The following is a 17,115-nucleotide window of genomic DNA, read 5'->3' as shown; positions in this document are numbered from 1 at the left end:
AGGTTAGCCGCTGTTGCGCAACGCGGTGGCCAACCCGCTCATGGTCAGCAAGATGCCCCGCCTGACCAAGTCTGCGTCGTCTCCGGACCGGTACCGCCGCAACAGTTCCACCTGCAGATGATTCAGCGGTTCCAGATACGGGAAGCGGTTGAACACCGACCGGGCCAGCGCCGGGTTGTCGGCCAGCAGGTCGTCGTGGCCGGTGATCAATTTGTGCATGCGGATGGTGCGGTCGTGTTCGTCGACGATCTTGTCGAACACCCTCTTGCGCAGCGCCTCGTCGTCGACGAGTTCGGAGTAGCGCGCCGCCAATCCCATGTCGGCCTTGGACATCACCTGCGCCATGTTCGACAGCACGGTGCGGAAGAACGGCCACCGGCGATACAGGTCCTGCAACACTTCCAATCGACCGTCGTCCTCGCCGATCCACGTCTCGAACGCCGTGCCGGTGCCGTACCAGCCGGGCAGCATCACCCGCGACTGGCTCCACGCCAGCACCCAGGGGATGGCACGCAGATCGGAGATCGACGTCGTCGGCTTACGCGACGTCGGCCTGCTGCCGATGTTCAGCGACCCGATCTCGCTGACCGGCGTCGACGCCTTGAAGTACTCGACGAAACCCGGTGTCTCATGGACCAGTTCGGCGTAGGCACGCTGCGCCCTCGCCGCGACGTCGTCCAGCACTTCGTACGCGGGACCGGCCGCATCGCCGAGGCCTTCGACGTCGAGCAGGGTGGCCTCCAGCGTCGCGGCCAACAGCGTCTCGAGGTTGCGGTGGGCGATCCGCGGTTCGGCGTACTTCGCGGCGATCACCTCACCCTGTTCGGTCAGCCGCAGCGACCCGTTCACCGCGCCGGGCGGTTGGGCCAGGATGGCGTCGTAACTCGGCCCGCCACCACGACCAACCGTCCCACCGCGACCGTGGAACAGCCGCAACCGAATTCCGGTCTTGCGCGCGGACTCCACCAGATCCAACTCGGCCCGGTACAGCGCCCAGTTCGCGGCCAGGTAGCCGCCGTCCTTGTTGGAGTCGGAGTAGCCGAGCATCACTTCCTGGCTGTCACCGCGCGAGTTCACCACCGCGCGGTACAGCGGAAGGTCAAGCACCGCTTCGAGAATCGACGAGCCGCGCTGCAGATCGTCGATCGTCTCGAACAACGGCACGATCCCGACAGGGGCGTACGGCTCGTCGCTCGAGACATCGAGCAACCCCGCCTCCTTGAGCAGGATCGCCGCCTCGAGCATGTCCGAAACCGATTGGCACATCGAAATGATGTAGTTGGGTACCGCCTGAGCGCCGAACACGCGAACCGCGCGGGCGGCAGCGCCGACGATGTCGAGTTCCTTGCGGGCCAGCTCCGACAGCTCTGCGTCCGCTTTCGTCAGCGGCCGCCGAGTGGCCAATTCGGCGGCCAGCAACTCGACACGGTCCGGCTCGGACAGCGAGCGGTAGTCGGGGTGCACACCGGCCCACGCCAGGAGTTCGGCGACGACCTCCTCGTGCACGTCGGAGTTCTGTCGCAGATCGAGACCGGACAGGTGAAAACCGAAGGCGTGCACCGCTTCCCGCAACCTTGCCAGCCGATCGTCGGCGAGCACCGCGCTGCCGTTGGCGCGCAACGACCGGTCGACGACGTCGAGGTCGGCGAGCAGTTCGGCGGGCGTCTGATAGCGCTCGAGACCGAGGTCCAGCTCGTGCTCGGGCTGGACGTCCAGGATTTCGGCCGCCGTCGCGGTGAGTCGGCCGTGGATGACGCGCATCGCGCGACGGTACGGTTCGTCGGCGCGCACCGGCTCGTCGCAGTCGCCTGCCAGTTCCTGGAGTTCGTCGCTGATCTTCACCAACCGCGCCGACATCGACAGTTCCTGTTCCAGCGCGGTGATTTCGCTGAAGTAGTGTTCCAGCGCGGTGTAGGCGGCCCTGCCGGTGGCCTGCCGAACCACGTCGGCGGTCACGTTCGGATTGCCGTCGCGGTCACCGCCTATCCACGAACCGGGCCGCAGGATCGGCTGCTCGAGCAGGTGCGCGTCGGGCCAGCGCGCCTGTAACGCGGTCCGCACCTCCGCGTTGACCTTCGGGATGACGTCCAGGAACGCGGCCTGGTAGTAACGCAGGCCTGTTTCGATCTCGTCCTGAATCTTCAACCGCGACAACCGGATCAGCGCGGTCTGCCACAGCGTGAAGATGTGTCTGCGCAACTCGCGGTTGATGTCGCGGCCGTCCTCGGTCTCGGTGTGGCCGTGCAGGCGCAGCCGCATCAGCTCGGTGATCCGGTGCTGGGCGTCGAACACCGTGCGGCGTCGCGTCTCGGTGGGATGCGCGGTGATCACCGGCGACACCAACGCTCCGGTCAGCGCCTCGGCGACCGTGACCGAATCAAGGCCGGCGGCGTCGAGTTTGAGGTAGGTGGCGGCCAGGGTGCTGTTCTGCGGCGGGTCGCCTGCCGCGATGTGAGCGGCTCTGCGGCGTTCGCGGTGGATGTCCTCGGCAACGTTGGCCAGCAGCGCGAAGTGGGTGAACGCCCGGATGACGGGGACGGCCAACCGGACGTCGATGCCGTCGAACAGCCGCGCCAGTTCGGCCCGGTCGATTTCCGAGCGCCGCACCCGGAACGATTCGACGCGGGCCCGCTCGACGAGGTCGAACACTTCTTCGCCGTTCTGCTCCCTGACCGTGTCGCCCAGGATGGTGCCGAGCAGCCGGATGTCCTCCCTCATCGGCTCGGTGGCCTCACGGCCAACCTGGGTGCGCCGCACCGAACCGATCGGTGCGAGCGCGACGTCGGGTCCTTCAGCCATCTGACAAGTATCGACGGGGGCGCACAAGGCTGCATGGCGAGGCCCTAGTGCTGCGGCACGACGATCGGGGTCGGTTTCGCGCTCGTACTCGTGCTCGTCGTCGCGGGCGGGGGTTTTTCTCCGTACGGCATGACGATCGGCGTCTTCGATTTCGACCCCGCGTCCTTGTCGTCGCTGTCGGAGTCGGAGTCCGACTTCAATTGCGGCGGCCAGTCCACCGATGTCGGCGGCCAACTCTCGGCGTTGCCCGATCCCGACGACGGAGGCGCACATCCGGAGCCGGCTCCGAAGTCACCGGGCGTGGTGCAGTCGGCGTTCGCGATCGCGATCGGGACGAAGCCAGCGACGGTCGAAAGCGCCGCTGCCGCAAGCCATATCCGGACGGCACTCATATCGTGAGGATGTCGCCGTAGGTGTTCACGCTGTCGTCGGACTTGTCGGTGTCGATCATCGCGGTCGCGAAGAACCGCACGGCCACCTGTCCTCCGCAGCCATCCACTTTGACGTGCGCGTCGTGCACGACGATTTCGCCGCTTCGACCCTTGAGCTCCTTTTTGCCAAGTCCGAGATTCGTGATGTTGCCGGGCAGCAGATTGATCGACGCGTTGCCGCCGATATCGGCGTACGGGCCGATGACGTTGAGCAGGTTTCCGCCGTTGAAGCCGGGGCTGATGCCCGCGTCGGCGTCGACACCGACGCTGCCGCCCTCGCTGAGGTCGACCTGGCAGCCCAACTGCAGACCGAACACCAATGTGCCGGAGTTCACTGCGCTGCTGCCGTTGCCGTCGATGGTGGCCTCGGCTTTTCCGGTGACGAATCCCTCCCTGGTGAAGGCGGTGGCGGCCATGTTCGGCACGGAGTTGATGGTCATCCGGGTCAGCGCCGCACTCAGGTGCCAGCCATCGTCGGTGACTGCGGACTGCGTGACGTCGGCAACCGGCAGCGGGTCAGCCGCTGCCACCCCGTCACCGAGGCAGAGAAGCACGAAACCGACCGCGCCAGCACGAAGAAGTCTGGGCACGGCCGCGATCCTATGGTCGAGTCCTGAACGGTTCCTGTCATCGGACTGTTGCTCTTGACCCGCGCCCGAGCGCAGGCTTGACGCATGACGACTGCAATCTCACGACTGTTGCTGGCGGGCGGTGCCGCCGTGGTGCTCGCGCTGGCGGGTGCGGCGACCGCGGCCGCCGAGCCAACGGCGTGTCCGAAGAACACCGTCACCATCGGCAATCAGGGTCAGGTCGTGAATGTGCCGCAATTCAGCCAGGTCTGCGACGACGACCCGGTGAGCGGGGGACTGCTCGGCGACCTGCCGTTGCTCGGCAATCTGCCCGGGCTCGGCGGCATCCTGTAGCCGGTACCGCCGCAGTTAGCTGTATTTGATCAGCAGCGCGACGGCGATGATCGACACCAGCCAGATGCCCGTCACGAACAGCGTCAGGCGGTCGAGGTTCTTCTCGACGACGGTCGACCCGGACAGGCTGGACTGCACGCCACCGCCGAACAAGGTGGACAGACCGCCGCCCTTGGCGCGGTGCAGCAGAACCAGGAGCACGACCAGCACACTGGTCACGATCAGCGTGATCTGGAGGGCCAATTCCATGGCCGCCAGACTACAGGCTGTTCGGCCCGGGTCAGGGCAGGGGCCCACCAGCGGCGATGGCCGACAGCGTGGCGAACTGCTCGCCGTCGAGCGACGCCCCACCGACCAGGGCGCCGTCCACGTCTTCCTGGGCGACGATCTCGCCGACGTTCTTGGCGTTGACGGAGCCGCCGTAGAGCACCCGGACACCTGCCGCGGCCTGCGGGGACGCCAACTTGCCGAGTTCGTCGCGGATGGCCTTGCAGACTTCCTGCGCGTCGGCGGCGCTGGCCACCCGGCCGGTGCCGATCGCCCACACCGGCTCGTAGGCGATCACCGCGTTGCCGATCTGCTCGGCGGTCAGCCCCGCCAGCGAGCCCTGCAACTGCGTCACGCAGTACTCGACGTGGTTGCCGGCCTCGCGGATGTCGAGTTGCTCACCCATGCAGATGATCGGCGTGAGACCGTACCGGAACGCCGCCGCGGCCTTAGCCGCCACCAGCGCGTCGTCCTCATGGTGATAGGTGCGCCGCTCCGAGTGGCCGACCACCACATAGGTGCAGCCGAGCTTGGCCAGGAAGGCGCCGCTGATCTCGCCGGTGTACGCGCCCGAGTCGTGCTGCGACACGTCCTGCGCACCGTAGGTCAGCCGCAACTTGTCGCCGTCGACGAGGGTCTGCACGCTGCGCAGGTCGGTGAACGGCGGCAGCACCGCGACGTCGACCTTGTCGAAGTACTTGTCCGGCAGCGAGAACGCGATCTTCTGCACCAGCGCGATCGCCTCGAAGTGGTTGAGGTTCATCTTCCAGTTGCCGGCGATCAACGGCTTACGGGACACGGGATCTCCTAATCGGTCAGGACTTCGATACCCGGCAGGGTCTTGCCCTCAAGGTATTCCAGCGAGGCCCCGCCGCCGGTGGAAATGTGCGAGAAGCCGTCCTCGGGCAGGCCGAGTTGGCGTACCGCGGCCGCAGAGTCGCCGCCACCGACGACGCTGAACGCACCCTTGCCGGTGGCGCTGATGATCGCCTCGGCGACGCCCTTGGTGCCCGCCGCGAACGCCGGGAACTCGAACACACCCATCGGGCCGTTCCAGAAGATCGTCTTCGCGTTGGACAGCAGCGTGGTGAACCGCTCCACCGTGCCGGGCCCGACGTCGAGGCCCATCTTGCCGTCCGGAATGCGGTCGGCCGCAACGATCTCCGACGGTGAATCGGCCTTGAACTCGTCGGCGACGACGATGTCGACCGGCACATGGATCACGTCGCCGTAGTCTTCGAGCAGCTTGCGGCAGGTGTCGATCATGCCCTCTTCGAGCAGCGACTTGCCCACCGAAACACCTTGCGAGGCAAGGAAGGTGAAGCACATCCCGCCGCCGATGACGATGCTGTCAGCTTTGGTCGCGAGGTTCTCGATGACCGCCAGCTTGTCCGACACCTTGGAGCCGCCGAGCACCACCGCGTACGGCCGTTCGGTCGACCTCGTCAGCTGTTCGAGCACTTTGATCTCGGCCGCCACCAACGTGCCCGCGTAATGCGGCAGCAGGGTGGCGACGTCGTAGACCGACGCCTGCTTGCGGTGCACGACACCGAAGCCGTCGGACACGAACGCGCCGTCGTCACCGACCAGTTCGACCAACTGCTTGGCCAGCGCGAGTCGCTCCGCGTCGTCCTTGCTGGTCTCGCGCGGGTCGAAGCGAATGTTCTCCAGCAGCAGGATGTCGCCGTCGGTCAGTCCCTCTGCGCGGGCGAGCGCGTCGGTTCCGACCACGTCACCGGCCAACTGGACGTGTCGACCGAGCTTCTCCCCCAACGCTTTTGCGACTGGCGCGAGCGAAAACTCGGGGTCCGGCCCGCCTTTCGGCCTGCCCAGGTGCGCGGTGACGACGACCTTGGCCCCGGCGTCGGACAGCGCCTGCAACGTCGGCACCGACGCGATGATACGCCCGGGGTCGGTGATGTTGCGCTGCTCGTCGAGAGGGACGTTCAGGTCGGAGCGCACCAGCACACCCCGACCCGAAACCCCTTCTGCGAGTAGGTCGTCGAGTGTCTTGATAGTCACTGGGTTACAGGGACTTGCCGACCAGCGCGACCAGATCGACGAGGCGGTTGGAGTAGCCCCACTCGTTGTCGTACCAGGACACCACCTTGGCCTGGTTGTCGATCACCTTGGTCAGCCCCGCGTCGTACAGCGAGCTGTGCGGGTCGGTGACGATGTCGCTGGAGACGATCGGGGCGTCGTAGTACTTCAGGATGCCCTTGAGGGGACCGTCAGCGGCGGCCTTGAACGCGTTGTTGATGTCCTCGACGCTGGCCGACTTCGACAGCTCAGCGGTCAGGTCGGTCACCGAACCCGTTGGGATCGGCACCCGAAGGGCGTAACCGTCGAGCTTGCCCTTCAACTCCGGCAGCACCAGCCCGATGGCCTTGGCGGCGCCGGTCGAGGTCGGCACGATGTTGATCGCGGCGGCGCGGGCGCGGCGCAGATCCTTGTGCGGGCCGTCCTGCAGGTTCTGGTCCTGCGTGTAGGCGTGGATGGTGGTCATCAGGCCCTTGACGATGCCGAACTCGTCGTTGAGGACCTTGGCCAGCGGGCCGAGGCAGTTCGTGGTGCACGACGCGTTGGAGATGATGTTCTGGCTGCCGTCGTACTTGTCGTCGTTGACGCCGAGCACGATCGTGATGTCCTCGTCGGTGGCCGGCGCGGAGATGACCACCTTCTTGGCGCCCGCGTCCAGGTGGCCCTTGGCCTTTGCGGCGTTGGTGAAGATGCCGGTGGACTCGACGACCACGTCGACGCCCAGGTCGCCCCATGGCAGCGCGGCGGGGCCTTCCTTGACCTCGAGCGCCTTGATCTTGGTGCTGCCCACGACGATGGTGTCCTCACCCTCGAGGCTGACGTCCTCGGGGTAGCGGCCCAGGATCGAGTCGAATCGCAGCAGGTGCGCCAGCGTGGCGTTGTCGGTGAGGTCGTTGACGGCGATGACCTCGATGTCGGTGCTCTTGCCCTCCGCCTTCTGCGCTGCCAGGGCCCGATAGAAATTGCGTCCGATGCGGCCGAAGCCGTTTACGCCGACCCGGATGGTCACTTTGTGTCTCCTCTTAGTCGCCTTATCGCTCGTGACCAGCCTAGTGGTGTGATAAACGCCACGCGCGGCCTGGTCAGTGCTCGCCGAGTGGCATCAACTTCCCACTGGAGCGCGAAAGCTAGGCGTCCTCGAGCAGATCCGGCGTGACGGCCGACTCGGTGTCGGGGATGCCGTCCTGCTTGGCCTTGCGGTCGGCCATCGACAGCAACCGCCGAATACGGCCGGCGACAGCGTCTTTCGTCATCGGCGGGTCGGCGAGGCGGCCCAACTCCTCCAGCGACGCCTGCCGGTGCTCGACGCGCAGCTTGCCCGCGGCGGCCAAATGGTCCGGCACAGTGTCGCCGAGGATTTCCAGCGCCCGCTCCACCCGCGCCGCCGCGGCCACCGCGGCCCGCGCCGACCGCCGCAGATTGGCGTCGTCGAAATTGGCCAGCCGGTTGGCCGTCGCGCGCACCTCGCGGCGCATCCGACGCTCCTCCCACGTCAGCCTGGTGTCCTGTGCGCCCATCCGGGTCAGCAACGCACCTATCGCTTCCCCGTCGCGGACCACCACGCGGTCGCTGCCCCGCACCTCACGCGCCTTGGCGCTCACGCCGAGCCTGCGGGCCGCGCCGACCAACGCCAGCGCCGCCTCCGGCCCGGGGCAACTCACCTCGAGCGCCGACGACCGGCCCGGTTCCGTCAACGACCCGTGGGCCAAAAACGCTCCGCGCCAAGCTGCTTCGGCGTCGGCGACGCTGCCGCCGACCACCTGCGCCGGTAGTCCCCGCACCGGCCTGCCGCGCAGGTCCAGCAGCCCGGTCTGCCGCGCCAACGCTTCGCCGTCCTTGGCCACCCGGACCACGTAGCGGGTGCTCTTGCGGATGCCGCTGGCCGACAGCACGTGCACCACAGCGTTGTACCCGTACAGGTCGTAGATGTCCTTGCGCAGCCGCCGCGCGATGATGCCGAGATCCACCTCGGCCTCCACCACCACGCGTCCGGACACGATGTGCAAGCCGCCCGCGAACCGCAGCAGCGACGCCACCTCAGCGCGGCGGGCGCTCACCGAATTGACTACCAGACGGCTCAGCTCGTCCTTGACCTCGGCCGTCATCGCCACGGATCGTCACCTCTCGGTCCATTCACTGTCGGTGTGGGCATGGTCGGCTCCTGAACGTCGCGAGTCGGCACCATGCCGCGGACACGTACCCCTTCCAGAGCCGCGGCCAACCTCGCCGGGTCATGTAAAGGTGTACCAGGTCTGGACACGTCAGCAAACTCGACTTCGGCCTTCAAAATCCGCGCCGTGCGACGCAATTGTTCACGCTCACGTTCACTGGGCACGCGGCTGGAATCGACGATGATGTCGTGCACCGAGAAACCCGGCGCGTGCTGAGCAAGCACGTGAATATGCCGTTCGACGGAGAAGCCCGCGGTCTCCCCCGGCTCTGCGACCAGGTTCAACACCAGCGCCCGGCGGGCGGTCGTCGCCTGCAGCGCGGCAGCCAACTGCGGCACGAGCACATGCGGGATCACACTGGTGAACCACGAACCGGGTCCGAGCACCACCAGATCGGCCGCCATGATCGCGTCGACGGCCTGCCGGGTGGCAGGCGGATCGGCGGGCAGCAACCGCACCCGTCGCACCTGCCCGACGGTCGTCGCGATCGCCACCTGGCCGCGGATCACCCGGAACATCCGCGGATCGGACTCGAGCCCGGAGACGTCCGCCTCGATCCCCAGCCCCATCGGGCACATCGGCAACACCCGACCCTTGAGACCGAGTACGCGGCCCAGCTCGTCGAGTGCGGCCACCGGGTCGGCCAGCACCTCGTTGAGCCCCGCCAAGATCAGGTTGCCGATGGGATGCCCGGCCAGCGCGCCGCTGCCGCCGAACCGGTGCTGGATGATGGTGGCCCACAGGCGGCCGTGCGGCGTGTCAGATGCCAACGCCGCCAACGCCATTCGCAGGTCGCCCGGCGGCACCACCTCCAGCTCGCTGCGCAACCGGCCCGACGAACCGCCGTCGTCGGCGACGGTGACGATCGCCGTGACATGCGGGGTGAGCCTGCGCGCGGCGGACAGCGTGGCATAGAGCCCATGCCCGCCACCGAGCGCCACAATGCGGGGACTCATTTGTCCTCCTCGCGTGCGGGGAAACTCACTCGCGGCCCAGATCCCGGTGCAACACCCGCACCGTGAGCTCGTCGTCCTGAAGTTTGGCGGCCAGCGCCTCGGCCATCGCGACACTGCGGTGTTTGCCGCCGGTGCAGCCGATGGCAACGGTCATGTAGCGCTTCCCTTCCCGGCGATAGCCTTCGATCACCACGTCGAGCAGTTGATGGTAGGTGTCGAGGAACTCCGCGGCGCCCGGTTGCCCGAGCACGTAGTCGCGCACGGCGGAATGCTGCCCCGTATGCGGTCGCAGTTCGTCGACCCAGTGCGGGTTCGGCAGGAACCGGACGTCCATCACGGTGTCGGCGTCCATCGGCAGCCCGTATTTGTACCCGAACGACTCGACGGTGACGCTGGTCTGCGCTACGGTTTCGCCGCCGAAGGCGCGCTCGATGCTCTCCCGCAGCGCAGGCACCGACAGCGTCGACGTGTCGATCACCAGATCCGCCACCGCGCGCAGCGGCGCGAGCATCTGCCGCTCCGCTGCGATGCCCTCGGCCAGAGTCTGATTGCCCTGCAACGGATGACTGCGCCGGTTCTGCTCGTAGCGGCGCACCAGGATGTCGTCGGACGCCTCCAGGAACAGCACCCGCGGCGAGATGTTGCGGGTGGCGAGGTCGTTTCGCACCCAGTCAAGATCGCCGGTGAACCCACGCGACCGGACATCCATCACGACCGCCAGTTGCGTGATGCGCGACCCCGCCGCCAGGCCGAGTTCGACCATCTGCGCGATCAACTCCGGCGGTAGATTGTCTGCGACATACCACCCGAGATCCTCGAGTACCTTCGCCGCGGTGCCCCGCCCTGCGCCGGACAGTCCCGTGACAAGCACCACGTCGATGCCGGATTCGGCCCTGTCCTCGGCCGCGCCGCCGCGCAGTTCCTCTTGCATGTGTTCTGTCATCCCGATGCTCTGGTCTGATCATTGCCGATAACCGGGTCCGGCGCTTCGGAATCGGGCGGTCCACCGAGCGCCTCCAACACCGCCTTGGCTGTTGCCACGCCGATCCCTGGCACCGCGGTGATCTCCTCGACGGTTGCCTGTTTGAGCCTGGCCAGCGAGCCGAAATGGGTGACCAACGCCTTGCGCCGATGCTCTCCCAGTCCGCGCACGGAGTCGAGGGCGGAGGCCGTCATCCGCTTCGAACGCTTGCTGCGGTGGTAGGCGATGGCGAACCGGTGTGCTTCGTCACGTACCCGCTGCAACAGGTACAGCCCCTCGCTGTTGCGGGGCATGATGACGGGGTCGGGCTCCGACGGCACCCAGACTTCCTCCAGCCGTTTCGCCAGCCCGATGACCGCGACGTCCGACACCCCGAGATCGTCGAGCACCGCCTGCGCGGCGTTCACCTGTGGTGCGCCGCCGTCGACCACGTAGAGGTTGGGCGGATAGGCGAACTTGCGCGATTTACCTTCCGGGGCAAGCTCTGTCGGATGCTGGGTGTCGTGCAGGTGTCGGTAGAACCGCCGCCGCGTCACCTCCGCGATAGAAGCCACGTCGTCGGATCGGCCTTCGCCCGCGGCCTCCCGGATCGCGTAGTGGCGGTAGTCCGACTTTCGTGGCAGCCCGTCCTCGAACACCACCAGCGACGCCACCACGTCGGTGCCCATCACGTGGCTGATGTCGACGCATTCGATGCGCAGCGGCGCCTCGGCCAGCCCCAGCGCGTCCTGGATGCTTTGCAGCGCAGCGGTTCTCGCGGTGAAATCGCCTGCCCGCTTGAGCTTGTGCTGGTTCAACGCGTCCTGGGCGTTGCGTTTCACGGTATCGGCGAGGGCTCGTTTGTCCCCGCGCTGCGCGACCCGCAGCGACACCCGTGAGCCGCGCAGTTGCGACAGCCAGGTGGCCAGTTCGTCGGCGTTGTCCGGCAGGCACGGCACCAGCACCTGTCGCGGCACCGGGTTGAGCGATTCATCGGCGGCGCCGTCGAGTTCGGCCTGATCGCCGTAGAACTGTGTGAGGAACTGCTCGACGAGCTGGCTCTCACCGGATCCGTTTGGCTCCCCTGACTTTTCGACGATCCACCCGCGCTGGCCTCTGACCCGGCCGCCGCGTACGTGGAAAACCTGGACCGCCGCTTCGAGTTCGTCGTCGGCGAACGCCACCACATCGGCGTCGGTGCCGTCGCCGAACACCACGGCCTGCTTCTCCAGCGCCCGCTTCAGCGCGGAGATGTTGTCGCGCAACCGGGCGGCGCGCTCGAAGTCCAGTTCCGCGGCGGCGGCGTTCATCTGCTGTTCCATGTCGCGTGCCAACCGGTCGGTCTTGCCCGCGAGGAAATCGCAGAAGTCGTTCACGATCTGCCGATGCTCGTCGGCGGTCACCCGTTCGATGCACGGCGCCGAGCACTTGTCGATGTAGCCGAGCAGGCATGGGCGCCCGATTTGCCTGTGCCGCTTGAACACTCCCGCGGAGCAGGTGCGCGCCGGAAAGACCCGCGTCAACAGGTCGAGCGTCTCGCGGATGGCCCACGCATGGGAGTACGGCCCGAAGTAGCGCACGCCCTTGCGACGCGCGCCGCGATACACCATCAGCCGCGGGTACTCCTCGTTGAGGGTCACCGCCAGCACCGGATAGGACTTGTCGTCGCGGTAGCGGATGTTGAACCGCGGATCGAATTCCTTGATCCAGTTGTATTCGAGCTGCAGCGCCTCGACTTCGGTGGTGACCACCGTCCACTCGACGCTGCCCGCGGCCATCACCATCTGCCGGGTGCGCGGCGCCAGGCCCGCGATGTCGACGAAATAGGAGTTCAGCCTGCTGCGCAGGCTCTTGGCCTTGCCGACGTAGATCACCCGGCCGTGCGGATCCCGGAACCGGTAGACGCCCGGCTCGACGGGTATCGACCCGGGGGCAGGTCGGTACGTCGCTGGATCGGGCACGGATTCCAGGTTACTGCCGTTGTCGCGGGGCCTTGATGAACTACCGTCTAGTGATGCGGATCATGGCGCCGCTCGCAGTTGTGATCTTGGTCCTTGCCGGTTGTGCCGCTGAGGAGAACGCGTCCCCACCCACGTCGGCAGGCCCCTGCTCGATCGTCGCCAACGGGACGCAGGAGGTGGCCACCGGCTACCGCAAGGACATGACGGCGGTACGGACGTCCCATTTCGCGGTGGTGACGGCCAACCCGCTGGCCACCCAGGCCGCCTGCGAGGTGCTGAACAAGGGCGGTACCGCCGCCGACGCACTCGTCACCGCCCAGGCGGTGCTGGGCCTCGTCGAGCCGCAGTCCTCCGGTGTCGGCGGCGGGGGCTTCCTGCTGTACTACGACGCCGCCGCCGGCTCGGTGCAGGCCTACGACGGACGCGAGGCGGCGCCCAGAGCGGCCACCGAGAACTATCTGCGCTGGATCTCGGATTTCGACCGGACCGAGCCCAAACCCGACGCCCGCGCATCCGGCCGGTCCATCGGCGTACCGGGCATTCTGCGACTGCTGCAGGATGTGCACGCCGAACACGGCAAGACGGCGTGGCGCGATCTGTTCAGCCCGGCGGTGACAATGGCCGACGACGGTTTCGACATCAGCCCGCGGTTGGCCGCCGCGATCGCCGACGCCGCTCCGCAGCTGAAGGGCGACCCGAACGCGTCGGCGTATTTCCTCACCGACGACGGCTCCCCGAAGGCGTCGGGCACGAAGTTGACCAATCCCGCGTACTCAAAAACGTTGGGCGTCATCGCATCCGATCCGCAGTCGTTCTACACCGGTGACATCGCGCGCGACATCGTGGCCGCGGCCACGGATACCAGCGGTGGACGGACGCCCAGTCTGATGACGCGCGAGGATCTGGCCGGTTACGTCGCCAAACGACGCGAGCCGTTGTGCACGCCCTACCGCGGCAAGGAGATCTGCGGCATGCCCCCGCCGTCCTCGGGCGGCATTGCGGTGGCGGCGACGCTCGGCATGCTCGAACATTTCTCGATGGCCGATCACAAGCCCACCGACGTCGACCTCAACGGCGGCAAACCGACGGTGCTGGGCGTTCACCTCGTCTCAGAAGCCGAGCGGCTGGCCTACGCCGATCGCGACAAGTACGTCGCCGACACCGATTTCGTGCCGTTGCCCGGCGGTTCGCCCGACACCCTGCTCGGCAGCGACTACCTCGCGGGCCGGGCGGCGCTGATCTCCACGCAACGCACCATGGGCACCGCGAAGCCGGGTGAATTCGGGCCGCCCACACCACCGGCGCCGCCGACGCCCGAACACGGCACCAGCCAGATCAGCATCGTCGACGCGCAGGGCAACGCCGCGGCGCTCACCACGACCGTGGAGTCGGCCTTCGGCTCGTTCCACATGGTGGACGGATTCATCCTCAACAATCAGCTCACCGACTTCTCCGCCGAGCCGGACAAGGACGGGGTGCCGGTGGCCAACCGGGTCGAGCCCGGTAAGCGGCCACGCAGTTCGATGGCGCCCACGCTCGTGTTCGACGGGGCGGGCCAGCCCGGCGGCAAGCGGGCGCTGTACGCGGTGCTGGGCTCGCCGGGCGGTTCGGTGATCATCCAGTTCGTGGTGAAAACGCTTGTGGGGATGATCGATTGGGCTCTGGATCCGCAGCAGGCCGTGTCGGCGGTGGACTTCGGAGCGGCGAACTCACCCAAGACGAACGTCGGCGGTGAACATCCCGCCATCGACACCGCCGACAACGGCGACCACGACCCGTTGGTGGTCGGGCTGCGCCGACTCGGTCACCAGGTCGACATCGCCGACCAGTCCAGCGGCCTGTCGGCGATCTCACGGGACGATCCGGGCTGGATCGGCGGCGCGGACCCGCGTCGCGAGGGCCTGGTCATGGGCGACACCCGGTGACAAGTGTGGCGGCCCGCGTCGGCAGGCTGACGGAGTCGGACTGGCGGGTGTTCGCGGGGGTGCGGTTGCGGGCGTTGAGCGATTCTCTGGGCGAGGACGATCCGCAGTTCCGGCAGGAGTCGGCGTTCACCGCCGCGCAGTGGCGTCGCAGGCTGCGCGAGCACGCGCAGTTCGCCGTGATGATCGGTGACCGTCCCGTCGGGTTGATCGGCGCGCAACTGGAGAGCGCGGACACCGTGTACCTGTATTCCCTGTGGCTCGACCCGGCGGTCCGCGGTCAGGGTCTGGCAAGCCCACTGGTGGCTGCGGCGGTTCAGTGGGCCCGCGACCGCGGGGCACGCAGCGTCACCCTGCGGGTGGCGCATGACAACGCGGTGGCCCGTGGTGTCTACGAGGGTCTGGGATTCACCCTGGAGAATGGCGAAAACCCAAGCGACCGCGGCGAAGTCGCGATGTCGCTCAGCGTGAGCTGATGTCGGGCCGGTAGCGGGCCAGCAACTCCCGCACCGTGTCCATGGCGTCGACGGCACGCTCCCTGTCGACGGCCTGGATCGCCATCACCGGGACGTACTCGTCATCCGGCAGGTCGACCCTGGCCCACCGCGCCCCGCGCGGGAACGAGACGTCGACCACGTCCGACCACGGAATGAGCTTGTAACCGATCAAGTTTCGCACCGCGACGCCTGCCGAGCCGACACGTAACCGCGGCCGCGCGAACAACAGCACCGCGCCCGCGATCACGACGCCGAGCAGCGCGATGGCCACCTGGTCCGCGGTCCGGAAGATCACGCCAGTTGAGGCGATCTTGAGCAACGCGCCGACGGCGACATGGGCGATGACGATCAACGCGGCCGCCCCGTACGCGAAATACGGTGTCAGATGGGGCCGTATCTCGACGTCCCAGTCTTGACTCATGACCTCAGTTCACGCAGGGTCAGCGCCGTCGACAGCGCCGCGGCCGCGGCCTGCGCGCCCTTGTCCTCAGCCGAGTCGGGCAGACCGGCCCGGTCGAGGGCCTGCTGCTCGGTGTTCGTCGTCAGCACGCCGTTGGCCACCGGGGTCGACGCATCCAGCGACACCCGGGTCAGCCCCTGGGTGACCGCGTCGCAGACGTAGTCGAAATGCGGTGTCTCGCCGCGGATCACCACGCCGAGTGCCACCACCGCGTCGTGTTGGGCGGCCAACGCCTGTGCCACCACAGGGATCTCGATCGCGCCGAGCACCCGCACGATGGTGGGGTTGTCGATGCCTGCGTTGGCGGCCACCTTTCGGGCGCCCTCCAGGAGCGCATCGCAGATGGTCTCGTGCCATGTGCTGGCGACGATGGCCAGCGTTATGCCAGATGCGTCCAGATCCGGAAGATCGGGAACGCCGGTACCGCTCATAGCGCTCCGCCGAACTCGCCGGGCACCGCTTCGTCGTAGTCGTCGAGCCCGGTCAGGTCATGACCCATCCGGTCGCGTTTGGTCATCAGGTAGCGGATGTTCTCGGCGTTGGCGCGCACCGGCAGCGGCACCCGCTCGATGATGTGCAGCCCGTAACCGTCGAGGCCGACGCGCTTGGCGGGATTGTTGGTCAGCAGCCGCATAGACCGCACGCCGAGGTCGACCAGGATCTGCGCGCCGATGCCGTAGTCGCGGGCGTCGGCGGGCAGTCCCAGCTTCAGATTGGCGTCGACGGTGTCCTCGCCCGCGTCCTGCAACTGGTAGGCCTGCAGCTTGTGCATCAGACCGATGCCGCGGCCCTCGTGGCCGCGCATGTACAGCACCACCCCGCGGCCCTCGCGGGCCACCATCGCCAGCGCGGCATCCAGTTGCGGCCCGCAGTCGCAGCGACGCGAACCGAACACGTCGCCGGTCAGGCACTCGGAGTGCACGCGGACCAGGACGTCGTGCCCGTCGCCGTGCGGTCCGGCGATGTCGCCGCGGACCAGCGCCACATGCTCGACATCTTCGTAGATGGAGGTGTAGCCGACGGCGCGGAATTCACCGTGCCGGGTCGGGATGCGGGCCTCGGCGACGCGTTCGATGTGCTTTTCGTGTTTGCGCCGCCATTCGATCAAGTCGGCGATCGAAATCAGCGCCAGATCGTGTTCGTCGGCGAAGATCCGCAGCTCGTCGGTCTGCGCCATCGCGCCTTCGTCCTTCTGGCTGACGATTTCGCAGATCGCCCCTGCGGGCTGCAGCCCCGCCAGCCGGGCCAGGTCGACGGCGGCCTCAGTGTGGCCGGGGCGGCGTAACACCCCGCCGTCCTTGGCCCGCAACGGCACGACGTGGCCCGGTTTGGTGAAATCCTCGGCGGCGCTTGACGGATCGGCGAGCAACCGCATGGTGGTGGCACGGTCAGAAGCCGAAATACCTGTTCCCACACCGGTTTTCGCGTCGACGGTCACGGTGTATGCGGTGCCGTGCTTGTCCTGGTTGACCGCGTACATCGGCAACAGCCCGAGCCGGTCGCAGATCTCGCCGTCCAGCGGCACACAGAGGTAGCCGGAGGTGTAGCGGACCATGAACGCGACGAGCTCGGGAGTGGCCTTCTCGGCGGCGAAAATGAGGTCTCCCTCGTTCTCCCGGTCCTCGTCGTCGATGACGACAACGGCCTTGCCCGCAGCGATGTCGGCAACCGCCCTCTCCACGGAGTCCAGCCTCGTCATCACAACAGTATGAACCACACCGGTTGGA

At 67.4% G+C, this 17,115-nt stretch carries 17 protein-coding genes; 3 read left to right on the top strand and 14 right to left on the bottom strand.

Annotated features, from left to right (window positions below):
- Positions 1-3: 3 nt before the first annotated feature.
- Genes ppc through C1A30_RS19850 form a run of 3 tightly spaced genes read right to left on the bottom strand, consistent with a single transcriptional unit; the run spans position 4 to position 3,784 of the window.
- On the bottom strand, positions 4-2,799 hold the full coding sequence (gene ppc / locus C1A30_RS19860; protein WP_101949842.1) for a phosphoenolpyruvate carboxylase: 2,796 nt from the start codon (positions 2,797-2,799) through the stop codon (positions 4-6).
- A gap of 44 nt (positions 2,800-2,843) precedes the next feature.
- Complete coding sequence (locus C1A30_RS35405; RefSeq protein ID WP_142392632.1) at positions 2,844-3,191, bottom strand: hypothetical protein; 348 nt, start codon at positions 3,189-3,191, stop codon at positions 2,844-2,846.
- On the bottom strand, positions 3,188-3,784 hold the full coding sequence (locus C1A30_RS19850; protein WP_235010104.1) for an MspA family porin: 597 nt from the start codon (positions 3,782-3,784) through the stop codon (positions 3,188-3,190). Before C1A30_RS19850 ends, C1A30_RS35405 begins: the two co-directional genes overlap by 4 nt.
- Positions 3,785-3,904: 120 nt before the next feature.
- On the opposite strand from C1A30_RS19850, the gene C1A30_RS19845 reads away from it, so the two are divergent.
- Positions 3,905-4,153 carry a hypothetical protein gene (locus C1A30_RS19845; RefSeq protein WP_101949839.1) on the top strand — a complete coding sequence of 83 codons (249 nt, stop codon included), beginning with the start codon at positions 3,905-3,907 and terminating at the stop codon, positions 4,151-4,153.
- 15 nt (positions 4,154-4,168) lie between these two features.
- On the opposite strand, the gene secG is transcribed toward C1A30_RS19845, so the two are convergent.
- From secG to uvrC, 8 genes are all read right to left on the bottom strand, one after another.
- Positions 4,169-4,402, bottom strand: a complete 234-nt coding sequence (secG, locus tag C1A30_RS19840) for a preprotein translocase subunit SecG (RefSeq protein WP_067810341.1) — start codon at positions 4,400-4,402, stop codon at positions 4,169-4,171.
- Positions 4,403-4,433: 31 nt separating this feature from the next.
- A complete protein-coding gene (gene tpiA / locus C1A30_RS19835) occupies positions 4,434-5,219 on the bottom strand; it encodes a triose-phosphate isomerase (RefSeq protein WP_101949838.1) in 786 nt (261 codons plus the stop codon).
- An 8-nt stretch (positions 5,220-5,227) separates the two neighbouring features.
- Entirely contained in the window at positions 5,228-6,442 is a 1,215-nt protein-coding gene (gene pgk, locus C1A30_RS19830) for a phosphoglycerate kinase (RefSeq protein ID WP_101949837.1), read from the bottom strand.
- Positions 6,443-6,446: 4 nt separating this feature from the next.
- Entirely contained in the window at positions 6,447-7,469 is a 1,023-nt protein-coding gene (gene gap, locus C1A30_RS19825) for a type I glyceraldehyde-3-phosphate dehydrogenase (RefSeq protein ID WP_101949836.1), read from the bottom strand.
- A 118-nt stretch (positions 7,470-7,587) separates the two neighbouring features.
- Positions 7,588-8,565 carry a DNA-binding protein WhiA gene (whiA, locus tag C1A30_RS19820; RefSeq protein ID WP_082965347.1) on the bottom strand — a complete coding sequence of 326 codons (978 nt, stop codon included), beginning with the start codon at positions 8,563-8,565 and terminating at the stop codon, positions 7,588-7,590.
- Positions 8,562-9,587 (bottom strand): uridine diphosphate-N-acetylglucosamine-binding protein YvcK, encoded by a 1,026-nt coding sequence (yvcK, locus tag C1A30_RS19815; protein WP_101949835.1) that lies wholly within the window; start codon positions 9,585-9,587, stop codon positions 8,562-8,564. Before yvcK ends, whiA begins: the two co-directional genes overlap by 4 nt.
- Positions 9,588-9,612: 25 nt before the next feature.
- On the bottom strand, positions 9,613-10,518 hold the full coding sequence (gene rapZ / locus C1A30_RS19810) for an RNase adapter RapZ (RefSeq protein ID WP_369974164.1): 906 nt from the start codon (positions 10,516-10,518) through the stop codon (positions 9,613-9,615).
- 8 nt (positions 10,519-10,526) lie between these two features.
- Positions 10,527-12,509, bottom strand: coding sequence for an excinuclease ABC subunit UvrC (uvrC, locus tag C1A30_RS19805; RefSeq protein WP_101949833.1), 1,983 nt, complete (start codon positions 12,507-12,509; stop codon positions 10,527-10,529).
- A 35-nt stretch (positions 12,510-12,544) separates the two neighbouring features.
- On the opposite strand from uvrC, the gene C1A30_RS19800 reads away from it, so the two are divergent.
- Positions 12,545-14,434, top strand: a complete 1,890-nt coding sequence (locus tag C1A30_RS19800) for a gamma-glutamyltransferase family protein (protein WP_101949832.1) — start codon at positions 12,545-12,547, stop codon at positions 14,432-14,434.
- A 5-nt stretch (positions 14,435-14,439) separates the two neighbouring features.
- Positions 14,440-14,907: a GNAT family N-acetyltransferase gene (locus C1A30_RS19795; RefSeq protein WP_101950334.1), complete on the top strand. Its 468-nt coding sequence runs from the start codon at positions 14,440-14,442 to the stop codon at positions 14,905-14,907.
- Here C1A30_RS19795 and C1A30_RS19790 read toward each other — a convergent pair.
- From C1A30_RS19790 to C1A30_RS19780, 3 genes are read right to left on the bottom strand one after another with little or no spacing between them, the layout of a single operon-like run.
- On the bottom strand, positions 14,894-15,349 hold the full coding sequence (locus C1A30_RS19790) for a PH domain-containing protein (RefSeq protein WP_101949831.1): 456 nt from the start codon (positions 15,347-15,349) through the stop codon (positions 14,894-14,896). The genes C1A30_RS19795 and C1A30_RS19790 overlap by 14 nt on opposite strands.
- The gene (gene ribH, locus C1A30_RS19785) at positions 15,346-15,819 is read right to left on the bottom strand and encodes a 6,7-dimethyl-8-ribityllumazine synthase (RefSeq protein WP_101949830.1); all 474 of its coding nucleotides are present in this window, start codon (positions 15,817-15,819) and stop codon (positions 15,346-15,348) included. Before ribH ends, C1A30_RS19790 begins: the two co-directional genes overlap by 4 nt.
- On the bottom strand, positions 15,816-17,087 hold the full coding sequence (locus tag C1A30_RS19780; RefSeq protein ID WP_067810322.1) for a bifunctional 3,4-dihydroxy-2-butanone-4-phosphate synthase/GTP cyclohydrolase II: 1,272 nt from the start codon (positions 17,085-17,087) through the stop codon (positions 15,816-15,818). Before C1A30_RS19780 ends, ribH begins: the two co-directional genes overlap by 4 nt.
- Between the last annotated feature and the right edge of the window lie 28 nt (positions 17,088-17,115).

The organism is Mycobacterium sp. 3519A, from assembly GCF_900240945.1.
Lineage (GTDB): Bacteria > Actinomycetota > Actinomycetes > Mycobacteriales > Mycobacteriaceae > Mycobacterium.
Note: the sequence above shows the minus strand (reverse complement) of the source record. Positions and strands in the feature narration are given on the sequence as shown.

Excerpts from the sequence above, each read along its gene's own strand:
- whiA (WP_082965347.1), bottom strand. The coding sequence starts at position 8,565 with ATGACGGCCGAGGTCAAGGACGAGCTGAGCCGTCTGGTAGTCAATTCG.
- secG (WP_067810341.1), bottom strand. The coding sequence starts at position 4,402 with ATGGAATTGGCCCTCCAGATCACGCTGATCGTGACCAGTGTGCTGGTC.
- ppc (WP_101949842.1), bottom strand. The coding sequence starts at position 2,799 with ATGGCTGAAGGACCCGACGTCGCGCTCGCACCGATCGGTTCGGTGCGG.
- rapZ (WP_369974164.1), bottom strand. The coding sequence starts at position 10,518 with ATGCAAGAGGAACTGCGCGGCGGCGCGGCCGAGGACAGGGCCGAATCC.
- C1A30_RS19780 (WP_067810322.1), bottom strand. The coding sequence starts at position 17,087 with ATGACGAGGCTGGACTCCGTGGAGAGGGCGGTTGCCGACATCGCTGCG.
- C1A30_RS19790 (WP_101949831.1), bottom strand. The coding sequence starts at position 15,349 with ATGAGTCAAGACTGGGACGTCGAGATACGGCCCCATCTGACACCGTAT.
- C1A30_RS19800 (WP_101949832.1), top strand. The coding sequence starts at position 12,545 with ATGAACTACCGTCTAGTGATGCGGATCATGGCGCCGCTCGCAGTTGTG.
- ribH (WP_101949830.1), bottom strand. The coding sequence starts at position 15,819 with ATGAGCGGTACCGGCGTTCCCGATCTTCCGGATCTGGACGCATCTGGC.
- yvcK (WP_101949835.1), bottom strand. The coding sequence starts at position 9,587 with ATGAGTCCCCGCATTGTGGCGCTCGGTGGCGGGCATGGGCTCTATGCC.
- C1A30_RS35405 (WP_142392632.1), bottom strand. The coding sequence starts at position 3,191 with ATGAGTGCCGTCCGGATATGGCTTGCGGCAGCGGCGCTTTCGACCGTC.
- C1A30_RS19845 (WP_101949839.1), top strand. The coding sequence starts at position 3,905 with ATGACGACTGCAATCTCACGACTGTTGCTGGCGGGCGGTGCCGCCGTG.